Raw genomic sequence first — 13984 nt, 5'->3', positions numbered from 1 at the left:
AGCGGCCCGGTTCGCAAGTCGCCCCCCTGGCCAGGGCGAATTCATCCCTGACCTGATCGTTCTCCGCGTCACGAACCACGCCGCAAGGTCTAGGCTCGCAGAGCGTCGCCGACCAGTTCGCGGGCCTCATCCTGCACCTGGGCGAGGTGCTCGGGGCCGTGGAACGACTCGGCGTAGATCTTGTACACGTCCTCGGTGCCCGAGGGGCGGGCCGCGAACCACGCGTTGGAGGTGCAGACCTTGAGCCCGCCGATGGGCGCTCCGTTGCCGGGCGCGGTCGTGAGCACCTCGGTGATCGACTCTCCGGCGAGGGTGTCGGCGGTGACCTGGTCGGCGGACAATCTGGACAGGATCGCCTTCTCCTCGCGGGTCGCGGGCGCGTCCACCCGCGCGTACGCCGGGTTCCCGAACCGGGCGACCAGGTCGGCGTAGAGCATGCTGGGCGAGCGCCCGGTGACGGCGATGATCTCCGCGGCGAGCAGGGCCATGATGATGCCGTCCTTGTCGGTGGTCCACACCGATCCGTCGCGGCGGAGGAAGGACGCGCCCGCGCTCTCCTCGCCGCCGAACCCGAGCGATCCGTCGAGCAGGCCGGGCACGAACCACTTGAACCCGACCGGGACCTCGACGAGGCGGCGGTTCAGATCGGCGGCGACCCGGTCGATCATGCTGCTGCTGACCAGGGTCTTGCCGATTCCGGCCTCCGCCCGCCAGCCGGGCCGGTGTCCGAACAGGTAGGAGATCGCCGCGGCAAGGAAGTGGTTGGGGTTCAGCAGTCCGGCGTCGGGGGTGACGATGCCGTGCCGGTCGGCGTCGGCGTCGTTGCCGGTGGACACGTCGTACGCGTCCCGCCCCGCGATCAGGGACGCCATCGCGTGCGGCGAGGAGCAGTCCATCCGGATCTTGCCGTCCCAGTCGAGCGTCATGAACCGCCAGGTCGGATCGACGAGGGGGTTCACCACGGTCAGGTCCAGCCGGTGCCGCTCCGCGATCTCCCCCCAGTACGCGACGGACGCGCCGCCGAGCGGGTCGGCGCCGATGCGGACACCCGCGTTCCTGATCGCGTCCAGGTCGAGCACCGATCCGAGGTCGTCCACGTACGCCGCGAGGAAGTCGTACCGGCCGGTCGTGTCGGCCGCGAGCGCCCGCGCGTACGGCACGCGCCTGACCTCCTTCAGCCCTCCGGCGATCAGCGCGTTGGCGCGGTCCTGGATCCACGACGTGGCGTCGGTGTCGGCCGGGCCCCCGTTCGGCGGGTTGTACTTGAAGCCGCCGTCCGGCGGCGGGTTGTGCGACGGGGTCACCACGACGCCGTCCGCGAGACCCGTCGTACGGCCGCGGTTGTGGGTCAGGATGGCGTGCGAGACGGCGGGGGTCGGCGTGTAGCCGTCCCTGCTGTCGATCAGCACGGTGACCCCGTTGGCGGCGAAGACCTCAAGCGCGGACGCCCGGGCCGGCTCGGACAGGGCGTGCGTGTCGGCGCCGAGGAACAGCGGCCCGTCCACGCCCTTGCTCGCCCTGAACTCGCAGATCGCCTGGCTCGTCGCGAGGATGTGGTCCTCGTTGAAGGCCGTGTTCAGCGCCGAACCGCGATGTCCCGAGGTCCCGAAGGACACCCGCTGCGCCACCTGCTCGGGATCGGGATGCAGCGTGTAGTACGCCGTCACCAGACGGGCGACGTCGACGAGGTCGGACGGCCGCGCGGGCAGTCCTGCGCGCTCATGGACCATGGGCTGCTCACGCTCCTACACGTTGGCTAGGGCAAAACGGGCACATACCCGACAGTCTGCCGTACCCGAACCTTGAGCCCTTTTTGGCGCCGCTCTTCGACGTACTGGAGGACGCGGGTGGCTCGCGTTCGACCTCGCTGGTCAGCGGGCGAGCGCTGCCGCGACGGCGGTGGCGAACCCGTCGACATTGTCGATCATGATGTTGTGCCCGCAGTCGGGGATCGGTACGGTCCGAACCCCGTTGTCAGCAAGCTCGGCCGCGCCGGGAAGCGGTCCGTCGGCCGCCGGGTACAGCACCGTCCGGGGGAGCCGAAGACTCAACAGGGTCTGCCGCATCGTCGGCCGCGCGGCTGTGAGCATGTCCGCGGTCGTCCGGTAGAGCGCTTCCCTGCCCGCCAGCCGCATCGTCGCCGCCCAGTGCGGCCCTGCCGCCTCCAGAACGGGTTCCCAGCCCTCCTTGAGGAATTCCTCCTCGCTGTAGCCGACCATCTTCCATGGGGTCGTCGTCGGATCGGGCGTGTGGTGGTCGAGGTGGCTGTCGACCAGGACCAACCGGTCCACCAGGTGCGGGTACCGGCCGGCGAGGAGGATGGCGACCCCTCCTCCCATGCTGTGTGCGACGACGTCGGCCGGAGTGGCGTTCGCCTGGGTCATCACTTCCGCCAGCAGATCGGCGTGCTCTTCGAGGGTGTAGGCGGCGTCGGCCGGCCGGTCGCTGACACCGAAGCCGAGAAGATCGATCAGCAGGCTGCGGAACCCGCTGAGCGCCGGATGGGCTGCGGCTTCCGCGTAGTACGGGGCGGAGGAGGATCCCAGCCCGTGCACGTACACCCGGGGTGGTTCGGCACCGGGCAACTCGACCCAGCGCATGGTCGTACCGTCCGGACGAACCCGTGCCGCGCGCATCGCGACTCCTATACCACATCGCCGACGGCACCCTCTACCCGGCGATCAAGCGCCTGGAACGAGCCGGCCTGCTCGAGCGCGAGACGCGGCCGGGGTCCGTCGCGGCCCCGAGGCACATCCTCATCCTGACCCCGGACGGCCGGAGTGAGCTCCTGCGCCGCCTACGGGAACCCGACGAACTCTTCATCACCGACGAGAACCGCTGGTTCACCGTGCTGGCGTTTCTCCGCCACCTCGACGACCCCGCCGAACAGGCGGCGGTCCTTCAGCGCAGGCTCACGTTCCTGACCCAGCCGGCCAGTTTCTTCTGGGACCGGGACCGACCGTTGCGAGCCGCGGACTTCGACGATCCGTTCCGCAAGGGACTGCTCACCATCGCCACCGCCACCAGCCGTACGGAGATCCGTTGGCTCAGGGAGACCATCGGCGACCTCACCGCCCGCGCCTGAGAACCTACGGGTCCCGCGGCGCGCACACCCGCCGCCGCCGAGGCGAACGCACGCAACCGCAGCGCGTAGCCGATCGCACCCCGGACCAGGCCGAATATCAGGCCGGGGACAGTGCCGCCGGCATCAGTGACAGGCCATCTGGACTGAGTTCCGTGTTCGTCAGCGGAGAGATATCCGATGCCTTAGGGTGCTGTCGCCAACGACTGCGACAGAGGGTGATGTGGCGTTCACACAACGGGTTGCCGCTCCAGAGGGGGCGACATGGACCGTGCTGGACATGCGACGGCGACCTACGCGCGTGGGTTGGGGATCTGCGCGGTCCACGCCCCAGCGTGACCTCGAACTGACGGCACCATCCAGGAGGCCGCGTTGACGGACGCCTTCCAGCTCCCCTTGTTCTATATGCCGTTCCAGGCCAGGGTGAATCCGCACCTGGAGGCCGTCCGTCCCCGAGTTCGCGCCTGGGCATGCGCTGTGGGTCTTCTTGAGCCACTGGGCACCGACTCCTACCACGGTGGCTGGAGTGCGGAGACCTTCGACAGGGCGGACTTCACCCGGTTCACCGCCTGGACCTATCCCCATGCCTGTGCCGAGGAGCTGGAGCTGTTGTCTGGCTGGCACAGCCTCATCTGGTGCCTGGACGACGTCTTCAGCGCCGGGTGTGAAGCTCTCGGTAACCGGGAGCAGATCCTGCGACGTATCGAGCGGCTGATGGCATTCATGCCGATCATGACACCCGGCTTGGTGCCACCTCCCGAGCATCCTGTGGAACGTGCGCTGGCCGACCTGTGGCGCCGCACGGCGCCCTCGGCATCGATTCCGTGGCGCCTGCTGTACACCAGGTCCGTACGGCAGTTCCTGGAGGCATCGCTGTGGGAGACAGAGAACCTCGAACGCCACCGGTTTCCCGACCTCATCGAGCAGGCCGGGATGCGCCGTGACTACGGGGCGGCCGGGTGCAGCGCGCTACTGATGGAGCACTCGCTCGGTTGGGAGATCCCCGATGACATCCGGGGCACCCGGCCGTTCACTGTGCTGATCGACTCATTCCGGGACACGGTCGATCTGCACAACGACATCGTGTCCTATCCCAAGGAAGTCCGCGAGGGCGTCGCCAGGAACAACATCGTGCACGTGGCCCAGGAACTCCTTTGCGCCTCCCTCACGGATGCGGTCTCTTTCGTTGACTGCATCCTGACGGGTCGAGTCAAGACACTCGAAGAGAACGTCGAGACGGACCTCCCGCAAGTGCTGCACGACCTGCATGCGGATCCTGAGACTCAGCGTGCCCTCCTGCGGCATGCCCAGGCCATCCAGGGCTGGGCCGCCGGCTCGCACCGCCAGGATTCCGCGCGGGACCTCACGATCCCTTCGGGCCTGCTGTCCACATGGGAACGGGACGCGTTTCTCCGCGACTTCGGGAGCCGCCCAGAAGTACCCCTCGGTGATTGTGCACTATGCCTGGGTTCCGCCTATGAACACCGTGGCCCAGCAGATCGGCGGGTGACACGCATCTTCGTAATCTTTGCCCGCACAGCCGGACCGGCATCCCCAACAGAGAGTGATCATGATGTGACAATGCGCGAAGGATCTTGAAGGGAAGGTCGACATACATGACCCGTAAGTACGTCCAGGCGTGCGCCATGCTCTCCGCCAGTGCGGCCCTGCTGGCGGTCGGCGTCGGACCCGCCGTCGCTGGTAGCCACCCGAGTTCGCTCGCGCAGGCGGCACGGTCTCTACCTCCGCAGCAGAACGTCCCCGACCTGGACGTGCCCGGCCCCCCGCAAACCGTCACCTATCCGCCGGACGGCAAGCGCCGATTCCACCAGAGCTCAGTGACCATCCAAGCTCCGCCCTACACCCGCATCACCAACGTGAACCTGCGCTGCAGCTGGGCCTGCCCGGTCACCATCGCTCCCGACGGGAAGTCAGCCACCGGCGCGTTCAATGTCAACACCTGGGACTTCCTCTACCCCTACGACGTGGAGGTGGTCGCCGACGCCAACGCCAACGTGCCATTGGCAGGCGGCCAGTTCAGCGGCACCTTCACCCTCGACGGCGACACCCAGCCGCTCACCGTGAACTTCAAGCCCGGCGTTCAGGCCGTCGTGGCGGCCAACCTCAAGAACACCAATCCCAAGGGTGGCGGCGTCCGCGTAGTCTCCGTCGACCCCGGCAGCAAGGCCGACATATCGGGGCTGCAGCCAGGTGATCTCATCACCTCCATAGGGGGCACTCCAACCCCGACCGTCAACGATCTGGACACGTTCCTGGACCAAAAGCGGGCCGGCACCACCTATCCGGTGACCGTCCAGCGTGGCGGCACCACCGTCACCCTGCAGCTCACCTTGGACAGCTAGAACACCGAAGACTCCGTCCAGAGCTGGTTCCCCCTTCACCGCGGCCAGCGTCTACGTCCAGTCCTCGCCACCGCACCACGGCGATCCGGCACCCAGGGACGGGGCTCTTCACATCCGGGTCACTTCGTCAGGAAGCACGTCGCAACGGCCCGAGCCTCGCAACAGCTGATCAGGCGTTCGCGGCAAGGAGCAGAGCGAGACGCTCGGCCGGGGTATCCCAGCCGAGCGTCTTTCGTGGTCTGGAGTGGACGGACAGGTCGGCGCCCTTGGGAACCGTGCGTCACTCGTGCGTGTTGATCTTGGCGCACCCTGGATGACTCTGGAGGATCGTGGAGGATCCCCGCAAAGACATCTCCAGAGGTCAGAGACTATTCCGGCGCTCCGAGCCGCTCGATCGCGCCGATCATCAGGTCCCAGAAGCGGTCGCGGTCGAGGATCAGGCCCACGTTGGCGTTGGGCTCCCAGTCCATCCGGCCGTGCAGGTCCGCGACCGTGGCTCCCCTGGTGTACGCGCCGTCGAGCTCGATCCGCAGCCCGACCCGCGCGTACGTCATGACCTGGGGGTCGATCAGGTACGCGAGGGTGATCGGGTCGTGCAGCGGCGGCGCCTCGAACCCCCACGCCTGGTGGTAGCTCGACCCGAAGAAGGTGAGCAGCTCCACGCAGACGCGGGCCAGCGGGGTGCCGAGCGCGGCGATGCGGTCGAGCACGTCGGTGGTGACCAGTGCCTGGTGGCTCACGTTGAGCCCCACCCACGTCGTCGGGACACCGCTCTCGAGCACCTCGGCCGCGGCCTCGGGGTCGGTGACGATGTTGAACTCGGCGTACGGGGTGTGGTTGCCCCGCTCGGTCGAGCCGCCCATGATCACGATCTCGCGGATCCGGTCCCGGTCGCCGGGGTGGCGCCGGAACAGGGTGGCGATGTTGGTCAGCGGTCCGATGGCCACGATCGTGACCGGCTCGTCCGCCGCCGCGAGGGTGTCGTGGATGAGCTCGACGCCGTGGCGCGGGTCGAGGGGCACGTCCGGCTCGCCGAACGCCGGGCCGTCCAGCCCGCTCTCCCCGTGCACGTAGTCGCCGATCTCCAGGGGCCCGGTCAGCGGCCGGTCGCAACCGGCCGCGACGGGCACCCCGGTGGCCCCCGCCAGGCTGAGCATCCGCCGGGCGTTGAGCGCGGTCTTCGCCACGGTCTGGTTGCCCGCGACGGTGGACACGGCGAGCAGGTCGATCGCCGGGTTCGCGACCGCGAGCAGGATGGCCATGGCGTCGTCATGGCCGGGGTCGCAGTCGAGGATCACCGGGATGGGCACGTCAGATCTCCTTGGCCAGCCAGCGGACCGCGCGGGTGAACAGGGTGGCATACCCCTCCCACGCCACGAACTCGTCAGGGCACCAGTGTGGCGCGATGTCGGACGCCCAGGCCAGTGTCCGGCCGGCCCCGGCGTCCCGTACGGCGAGCAGCGGGTCGCCGCCGACCGTGGCGAGCAGCGTCGCGTCCTCGGGCACCTCGAACCGGTTGTACCCGAGCAGGTCGGGCCATTCGGCGGGCAGCCCGGCCGTGATCGGGTGCGGGGCGCCGGCGAGGAGGCCGGGCACGCCCTGCGGCGTCTCCACCCGGTCGTCGTACCGGGAGATCCGGGCGGGCAGCACCCGCTCGACGGCGGTGCCGCTGTAGGCGGCCTTGGCCTCGAATCCCTGGAAGCTCAGGTAGCCGCCCGCCATGGCGAGGCCGCCGCCCTGCTCCACCCAGTTCGCCAGCAGTTCGATCCGGTTGACCGTCTTGCCGCTGGACAGCCAGGTGTCGGGGTGCAGCAGGATGCTGTTGGCGCCGATGTCGGACAGCACGATGACGTCGTAGGCCGACAGGGCCTCGATCGTCCCGGGGAACAGCTTGGGCACGTCGTGCGCCGGGAGGTGGTCGACCTCGACGCCGTCGGCGACCAGAACGTCCCGCAGCGGCTCGAAACCGGTGTGGTAGGTGGTCGTGGTGAACGCGTCGAAGCCCTTGTAGTGGGTCGATACGCTCACCCACGATTCGCCGGCGACCAGCACGCGGGTCATGAAGATGTCTCCTTCAATGGGTGTCGATTGTGTCGTGTGTTCTTGTACGGAAATACAGGGATAAGCGCAGGGATGCGGCGCGGTGGACCGGCGCGCGGCGGGGGGTCAGCGCGCGGCGGTCGTGGCGGCCGTGGCGGCCAGGAAGAGGTCGCGCGGGTTGTCCACGAGCATCCGTGACGTGTCCGCGGGGGTCAGCCCGTGCTCGTGCAGGCGCGGCACGAAGTGGGTCAGGATGTGGGCGTAGCCGGTACCGCCGTACCGGACCAGCATGGTCTTGAGGAACACGTCCTGGGACAGCAGCACCCGATGACCCAGCCCCGCGCGGTGCAGCCAGGCGACCGCCGCGGCGTTGTCGTCGTCGCACGGGGACTGGCCCTCGCCCGGATAGTGGTACTCCATGCCGCACATGTCGTATCCGAGGTACGCGCCGCGGGTGGCGAGCGCCACCTGGTAGTCGCGGTCCCGCCCGCTGGGGTTGAGGTGCGACAACACGGTGGCCTCGATCAGGCCGCCCTCCTCGGCGATGACGTCGAGCACGCGGTGGCCGTGCCGTACCCATCCGGGCAGGTGCACGGAGAGCGGCACCCCGGTGCGGGCCTGTGCCCGCGCGGCGCCGCGCAGGACCTTCTCCTCCGCGGCGGTGAAGTCCGGGGAGACGCCGATCTCACCGATCACGCCGGCCCGCACGCCCCCGACGCCCTCCGAGAGGTCGTGCTCGATCTCGTCGGCGACGTCGGCGACGCTCATGCCGCGGACCCGCGCCGGATGGGTGCGCTCCAGATAGAAGCCGCAACCCATCACGACGTTCAGGCCGGTGGCGCGGGCGATCGCGGCCAGCTCGGCCGGTGCCCGGCCGAGACCCTCGGGGGTCACCTCGATCAGGGTGCGCCCGCCGCGGGCGGCGAACCTCGCCACCTCCTCGATCGCGACACCGGTGTCGTCCAAGGACACGTTGTCGCGGGAGAGGTAGGGATCGTTGCGCAGCCGGCCGAGGAACTCCATCCGCACCGGCGACCCGGCGATGGCCTCGCCCTCCGCGTCGCCTTCCGGGGCGGGATGCCAGGCGCTGGCGCCGTCGTTGCGCAGGTGCTCGTGGCAGAGCGTGATGCCGAGCTCCTCGACGGGCACCGGGCCGAGCACCGTGGTCACGGTGCTCGGTGCCCCGGCCCCAGTCCCGGCCATACCGGTCATACCGGTCATTTTCGCACCGCGCCGAACCTGGCCCACACCTTGCTGTTGGCGAAGATCGCGAGCAGCAGGATGGCACCCTGCACGATCTGGACGTAGAACGGCGAGACGTGCAGCAGCACGAGACCGTTGGCGATGACGCCGAGGGTGAGCGCGCCCAGGATGGTGCCGAGCATGCTGCCCCGGCCGCCGAACAGGCTGGTGCCACCGAGCACCACGGCCGTGATGACCTCCAGCTCGAACCCGGAACCCGCGTTCGACGAGCCCGAGCTGAGCCGGGTCGCGATCAGTACTCCCGCGAGGGCGGCGGCCAGGCCGGTGAGCACGTAGACGGCCAGCCCGACCTTCCGGGTGTTCACGCCGGTACGGCGCAGCGACTCGCCGTTGGAGCCCAGACCGATCACGTACCGGCCGAACGGCGTACGCGTCAGGGTGAGCCAGCCGACCGCCGCGATGACGACGGCGAGGATGACCGGCACCGGGATGCCGCCGACGCGGCCCTGCCCGAGCTGGACGATCCACAGCTCGCCGTCGATCGGGGTGGAGTACCCCTCGGTGGCGCGCAGGGCGGTACCCCGCATGATCGACAACATCGCCAGCGTGACGATGAACGGCGGGATGTTCTGGTACGACGAGAACCAGCCGTTGACGAACCCGATCAGCGCGCCCAGCGCGAGAATGGCGATCAGCGCCAGCGTCGGGTCCCAGCCGTGCTGCAACACGATCGCCAGCAGCGACCCCGACAACGCGACCGTCGAGCCGACCGACAGGTCGATGCCGGAGGTGCTGATCACGAATGTCATCGCGATCGCGACGATCAGTGTCGGCGAGATCTGCCGCATCAGGTTGAGCAGGTTGCCCGTGGTGGCGAACCGGTCGGCGGAGAACGCGAAGAAGATCAGCAGGACGACCAGCACGACGCCGATCGCGATCGTCTGCGCGTGCTTGCCGATGTGGGCGTTGGCGCGGGCCGCCCTCGTGGTCACGACCCGCTCGCTGGTGACGGTCACCGTCGCGCTCCCTCGGTCTTGTCGTGCCCGGTCCTGTCGTTCTCGATCTGGTCGTGGGCGACGATCTCGGAGACGAGCCGCTCCAGGCTGGTGGCCTTGGCGTCGAGGTCGGCCCGCAGGGTGCCCTCGTACATCACGCAGAGCCGGTCGCAGACCCGGAACAGGTCCTGCAGGCGGTGCGTGATCAGGATCACCGAGACGCCCTGGGCGGAGACCGTCTTGATCAGTTCGAGTACGGTCTCGACCTCGGCGACGGCCAGCGCCGCCGTGGGCTCGTCCAGGATCAGCAGCTTCGGGCCGAAGGTCACCGCGCGGGCGATGGCCACGGCCTGGCGCTGCCCGCCGGACAGGCCGCCCACCGGGATGTCCGTGAGGGGGATCCGGATGTTGAGCGCGTCCAGGTGACGGCGGGCGTCCTTGTGCATCTGCGCGATGTCGAGCAGCAGGCCGCCGGCCTTGCGCGGCTCGCGCCCGAGGAACAGGTTGCCCGCCACGTCGATGTCGTCGCAGAGGGCGAGATCCTGGTAGACCATCTCGATGCCGAGCTCGCGGGCGTCGCGCGGCGTGGCGAACGACACCGTCTGCCCGTCGAAGACGATCTCACCGGAGTCCGGCACGACCGCGCCCGCGAGCACCTTCATCAGGGTGGACTTGCCGGCGGCGTTGTCGCCGACGAGCCCGATCACCTCGCCGGGGCCGACGCGCAGCGTCACACCGCGCAGCGCGTCGACCATTCCGTAGCGCTTGCGGATGTCGCGCATGACCACACGGTCCACGCCCTCCGCTTTCTTGCCGGTCACCGGAGCCGCTTCCTCGCTCACTTGAACGTGGCCCGGTACTGGTCGACGTTGTCCTTGGTCACGATCGTCACCGGCACGTCGATCTTCTTCTTGGCCTGGGCGCCGCCGATCAGCGCCTTGGCCTCCTTGACCGCCTCGTAGCCCTCGGTCTTCGGGTCCTGCTGGACGACACCGGCGACCCAGCCGGCGTCGATGCCGCTGATCGCCTCCTTGGTGAGGTCCCAGCCGAAGACCTTGACCCGGTCGCCCGCGTTCTGCGACTTCACGGCGGCCACCGTGCCCAGCAGGGCGGGCTCGCCGGTGGCGTAGACGACGTCCATGTCGGAGCGGGAGGTCAGCAGGTTCTCGGCGGCCGTCATGGCGGCCTCCTGCTTGTTCTGCCCGTCCACGGTCTGCACGATCTTCGCGCCCGCGCCCTCGACGGTCTTGACGAAGTCGTCCTTGCGGATGTTCTGGATGAACGAGTTCAGCGCGCCGACGACACCGATCTTCGGGGCGGAGAGGTTCTGCGCCTTGGCCCAGTCGTTGACGAACGCGCCGCCCTGCTGGGCCGCGGCGGCGTTGTCCACACCGACCTGGGTGTCGACGGACGGGGAGTCCACGATCGCGTCCACCGCGATCACCTTCATCCCCGCGTCCTTGGCGATCTTGACGGCGGGCTTGATGCCCTCGACGTCGATGGCCACCACGATGACGGCGTCGAACTGCTGCTGGACGAAGTTGTCGATGGCCTCGTTCTGCTTGGCCGGGTCGTCGTTGGCGTTGAAGATCGTCAGATCGACGTCCGCCTCCTTCGCCGCCTGCTGGGCGCCGGCGTTCATCTCGTTGAAGAAGATCGCCTGCTGGTTGATCTGCACCAGACCGACCCTCGGCTTGTCTCCGCCGCCCGAGGCCGCGGAACCGGAGTCGTCCGTGCCACCGCACGCGGCGGCCAGCAGGCCGGTCGCGAGAAGTGCGGTCGCCGTGGTCATGCGGGTGAGTCGAATGGATCGTGCCATCGGACCAGCCTTTCGAGGGCCGCTCTAGGAGCCGCAAAGAAAAGTGTTGGGGAGTGTGGTAATCGATTACCAATTTCTGGGATGCTAGCGACCAGGCCAAACGGGCGTCAAGGTGACGTAAGCCCCGAAACGATCTATCGTTCTGCTGAACTCCTCGGTGAGGCAGCTCACAGCAGGGCGGAACCGCCGTGCTGGCCCGGACACGCTAGGGAAATCGATTACACGGTGATGACTTGATGGGCGTGACAATCCACGACGTGGCCAGAGCGGCCGGCGTCTCCGTCGCCTCGGCCTCCCGCGCCCTCTCCGGGCGCCGCAAGGTCACCCCGGACGTCGCCGAACGCGTGGCGCGCGCCGCAGCCGAGCTGGGATACCAGCCGAACGCGGTCGCCAAGGCGCTGCGCGACCAGACGACCGGGACGATCGGCATGATCGTGCCCGGCATCGGCAACCCGTTCTTCACCACGATCGTGGAAGCGGTCGAGCACCAGCTCCAGGAAACCGGGCGCGACCTGCTGCTGTGCGCCTCGCAGTACCGGCCCGACATCGAGGCGAGGCGGCTCGAAACGCTGCTGGCCCGGCGGGTGGACGGGCTCATCATCAGCCCCTGCGATATCGAGGGCAGCGTGCCCGCGGTGCTGAACGCCGCGCGGCGGGTCCCCCTGGTCCAGGTCGACCGGTACATCGAGGGCGGCGGAGCCGACTGGGTCGGCGTGGACGACGACTCCGCCCTCGCCCAGGCGGTCGATCACGTGGCCGAGGGAGGCGCGCGGCTGGTCGTGTTCGTGGGCAGCCGCCTGATGAACTCCTCGGCCAGGTCGCGGTTGTCCGGGTTCGAGCGCGCCGCCACCCGGGCGGGGGTCGCCACCATGCCGCCGTTCCTGGGCGAGTTCACCCTCGAATGGGGCGTCGAGGTCGGTCGCCTGCTGCTCGACGCTGACACCATGCCGGACGCGGTGATCTGCGGCAACGACCAGATCGCCGTCGGCCTGGTGCGCGCGCTCCGGACGGGCGGCGTCCGGGTGCCCGAGGAGGTGTCGGTCGTGGGGTTCGACGACGTCGGCCACGCCGCGATGTGCGACCCCCCGCTCACCACGGTCCGCCAGCCGGTCGAGGAGATGGCGGCGGAGGCCGTACGCCTGCTCGGCCTGGTCCGGGTGAGCGACCCGCGACCCGCCCAGCGCGTCGCGATCGCCCCCCGGCTCGTCGTACGTGAGACCAGCCGACCGGTGGCCGCCGGCGGCGGAAAGTGAAGGGGAACCGCGTGAGCGATGCGGTGGAACTGGCCCGCGACCTGATCAGGATCGACTCGGTGGGCGGGGGTGAGGCCGCGGTCGCCGAGCCGCTCGCCCGGCGCCTGTCGGCGGCGGGATTCGATGTCAGGGAGCATCGCTACGCGCCCGGACGCACCGGCCTGGTGGCCCGTTGGGGGGCCGGCTCGCCGGTCGTGCTCACCGGGCATCTGGACACGGTGCCGTTGGGCGGCCAGGCATGGGCGCGTGATCCGCACGCCGCCGAGGTGGACGGCGACCGGTTGTACGGGCGCGGGTCGAGCGACATGAAGGCCGGGGTGGCCGCGCTCGTGGTCGCCGCCGAGCGGCACGTACGCGGCCCGGGGCCCCGGACGGCCCTGGAGGTCGTCCTCACCGCGGGCGAGGAGACCGGGTGCGAGGGCGCGATCGACATGATCGCTCTCGGGATGGTCCGGGAGGCGCGGGCGCTGCTGGTGGCCGAGCCGACCGCCAACCGCGCCCTGCTCGGGCACAAGGGCGCGTTGTGGTTGAAGGCGGTCGCCCGTGGCCGGACGGCGCACGGCTCGATGCCGCACCTGGGAGACAACGCGATCTACAAGCTGGCGCGCGCGATCGGCGTCGTGGAGCACTTCGACCTCGGCGTTCCCGCGCACCCGTGGCTCGGGGCTCCGACCGCCAACGTGGGCACGGCGCGCGGAGGGATCAACGTGAACTCCGTCCCCGATCTCGCCGAGGCGACCGTGGACATGCGCACCGTCACCGGCCAGGACCACGCCGAGCTGCGCGAGCGGCTGGGGCGGACTCTGGGGGACGAGACGGCCCTCGAGGTGCTGACCGACCTGCCCGCGGTGTGGACCGACCCGGACGACCCCTTCGTCCAGGCGTTGCTCGCGGCGGGCGCCCTCCCACCTGGCGACCGGCCCGCGGCCAGCTACTTCACCGACGCCTCGGTGCTCGTCGCGGCGTACGGGGGGGTGCCGGCCGTGATCTGCGGCCCGGGAGAGCCCGAGCAGGCGCACGTCACCGACGAGTACTGCGAGATCCCCCGGATCGAGGAGGCCGTCGAGATCTACACCGGCGCCCTGGCCCGGCTCACCCCCTGACGCGCCCGCCCCTGACGCACGCCGCTGACGCCCGACCCTGACGCCTGGCCCTGACGCCCGCCCCGGCCATGCTGCGGGTCCGGGAACGGTGATCCCCCGCCCAAGGCCGGTCACCGGTACGGCACG

At 69.6% G+C, this 13984-nt stretch carries 13 protein-coding genes; 5 read left to right on the top strand and 8 right to left on the bottom strand.

The genetic code is table 11. The features are described 5' to 3' along the window. Positions 1-89: 89 nt before the first annotated feature. Together pgm and AB0I59_RS28995 are read right to left on the bottom strand one after the other, a co-directional pair. Positions 90-1730 (bottom strand): phosphoglucomutase (alpha-D-glucose-1,6-bisphosphate-dependent), encoded by a 1641-nt coding sequence (gene pgm, locus AB0I59_RS29000; RefSeq protein ID WP_358137942.1) that lies wholly within the window; start codon positions 1728-1730, stop codon positions 90-92. A 141-nt stretch (positions 1731-1871) separates the two neighbouring features. After that, on the bottom strand, positions 1872-2636 hold the full coding sequence (locus AB0I59_RS28995) for an alpha/beta fold hydrolase (protein WP_358137939.1): 765 nt from the start codon (positions 2634-2636) through the stop codon (positions 1872-1874). On the opposite strand from AB0I59_RS28995, the gene AB0I59_RS28990 reads away from it, so the two are divergent. From AB0I59_RS28990 to AB0I59_RS28980, 3 genes are all read left to right on the top strand, one after another. Further along, on the top strand, positions 2624-3085 hold the full coding sequence (locus AB0I59_RS28990) for a PadR family transcriptional regulator (protein ID WP_358137936.1): 462 nt from the start codon (positions 2624-2626) through the stop codon (positions 3083-3085). The genes AB0I59_RS28995 and AB0I59_RS28990 overlap by 13 nt on opposite strands. Positions 3086-3454: 369 nt before the next feature. Beyond that, positions 3455-4681 (top strand): terpene synthase family protein, encoded by a 1227-nt coding sequence (locus tag AB0I59_RS28985; RefSeq protein WP_358137933.1) that lies wholly within the window; start codon positions 3455-3457, stop codon positions 4679-4681. Between the two features lie 17 nt (positions 4682-4698). After that, positions 4699-5445 carry a PDZ domain-containing protein gene (locus tag AB0I59_RS28980; protein WP_061257913.1) on the top strand — a complete coding sequence of 249 codons (747 nt, stop codon included), beginning with the start codon at positions 4699-4701 and terminating at the stop codon, positions 5443-5445. 368 nt (positions 5446-5813) lie between these two features. Here AB0I59_RS28980 and AB0I59_RS28975 read toward each other — a convergent pair whose 3' ends face one another. The 6 genes from AB0I59_RS28975 to AB0I59_RS28950 form a co-directional block, all read right to left on the bottom strand. Then, on the bottom strand, positions 5814-6755 hold the full coding sequence (locus AB0I59_RS28975; protein WP_358137930.1) for a nucleoside hydrolase: 942 nt from the start codon (positions 6753-6755) through the stop codon (positions 5814-5816). 1 nt (position 6756) lies between these two features. Continuing rightward, positions 6757-7506 (bottom strand): glutamine amidotransferase, encoded by a 750-nt coding sequence (locus tag AB0I59_RS28970; protein WP_061257912.1) that lies wholly within the window; start codon positions 7504-7506, stop codon positions 6757-6759. A gap of 105 nt (positions 7507-7611) precedes the next feature. Next, entirely contained in the window at positions 7612-8697 is a 1086-nt protein-coding gene (locus tag AB0I59_RS28965; protein WP_358137926.1) for a phosphotriesterase family protein, read from the bottom strand. A 5-nt stretch (positions 8698-8702) separates the two neighbouring features. Then, positions 8703-9704 carry an ABC transporter permease gene (locus AB0I59_RS28960; RefSeq protein ID WP_061257910.1) on the bottom strand — a complete coding sequence of 334 codons (1002 nt, stop codon included), beginning with the start codon at positions 9702-9704 and terminating at the stop codon, positions 8703-8705. Continuing rightward, positions 9701-10504, bottom strand: a complete 804-nt coding sequence (locus AB0I59_RS28955; protein WP_358137923.1) for an ATP-binding cassette domain-containing protein — start codon at positions 10502-10504, stop codon at positions 9701-9703. The genes AB0I59_RS28960 and AB0I59_RS28955 overlap by 4 nt, the downstream gene beginning before the upstream one ends. 17 nt (positions 10505-10521) lie before the next feature. After that, a complete protein-coding gene (locus AB0I59_RS28950; RefSeq protein WP_061257909.1) occupies positions 10522-11475 on the bottom strand; it encodes a substrate-binding domain-containing protein in 954 nt (317 codons plus the stop codon). 263 nt (positions 11476-11738) lie between these two features. On the opposite strand from AB0I59_RS28950, the gene AB0I59_RS28945 reads away from it, so the two are divergent. Then, complete coding sequence (locus AB0I59_RS28945; protein ID WP_061257908.1) at positions 11739-12755, top strand: LacI family DNA-binding transcriptional regulator; 1017 nt, start codon at positions 11739-11741, stop codon at positions 12753-12755. 11 nt (positions 12756-12766) lie between these two features. After that, the gene (locus AB0I59_RS28940; protein ID WP_061257959.1) at positions 12767-13858 is read left to right on the top strand and encodes a M20 family metallopeptidase; all 1092 of its coding nucleotides are present in this window, start codon (positions 12767-12769) and stop codon (positions 13856-13858) included. Positions 13859-13984 lie beyond the last annotated feature (126 nt).

It is taken from the genome of Microtetraspora glauca, assembly GCF_040656155.1.
Classification (GTDB): domain Bacteria; phylum Actinomycetota; class Actinomycetes; order Streptosporangiales; family Streptosporangiaceae; genus Microtetraspora; species Microtetraspora glauca.
Note: the sequence above shows the minus strand (reverse complement) of the source record. Positions and strands in the feature narration are given on the sequence as shown.

Bases quoted from the DNA above. Each gene is read 5' to 3' on its own strand.
- AB0I59_RS28995 (WP_358137939.1), bottom strand. From the start codon at position 2,636: ATGCGCGCGGCACGGGTTCGTCCGGACGGTACGACCATGCGCTGGGTC.
- pgm (WP_358137942.1), bottom strand. From the start codon at position 1,730: ATGGTCCATGAGCGCGCAGGACTGCCCGCGCGGCCGTCCGACCTCGTC.
- AB0I59_RS28965 (WP_358137926.1), bottom strand. From the start codon at position 8,697: ATGACCGGTATGGCCGGGACTGGGGCCGGGGCACCGAGCACCGTGACC.
- AB0I59_RS28970 (WP_061257912.1), bottom strand. From the start codon at position 7,506: ATGACCCGCGTGCTGGTCGCCGGCGAATCGTGGGTGAGCGTATCGACC.
- AB0I59_RS28950 (WP_061257909.1), bottom strand. From the start codon at position 11,475: ATGACCACGGCGACCGCACTTCTCGCGACCGGCCTGCTGGCCGCCGCG.
- AB0I59_RS28980 (WP_061257913.1), top strand. From the start codon at position 4,699: ATGACCCGTAAGTACGTCCAGGCGTGCGCCATGCTCTCCGCCAGTGCG.
- AB0I59_RS28945 (WP_061257908.1), top strand. From the start codon at position 11,739: ATGGGCGTGACAATCCACGACGTGGCCAGAGCGGCCGGCGTCTCCGTC.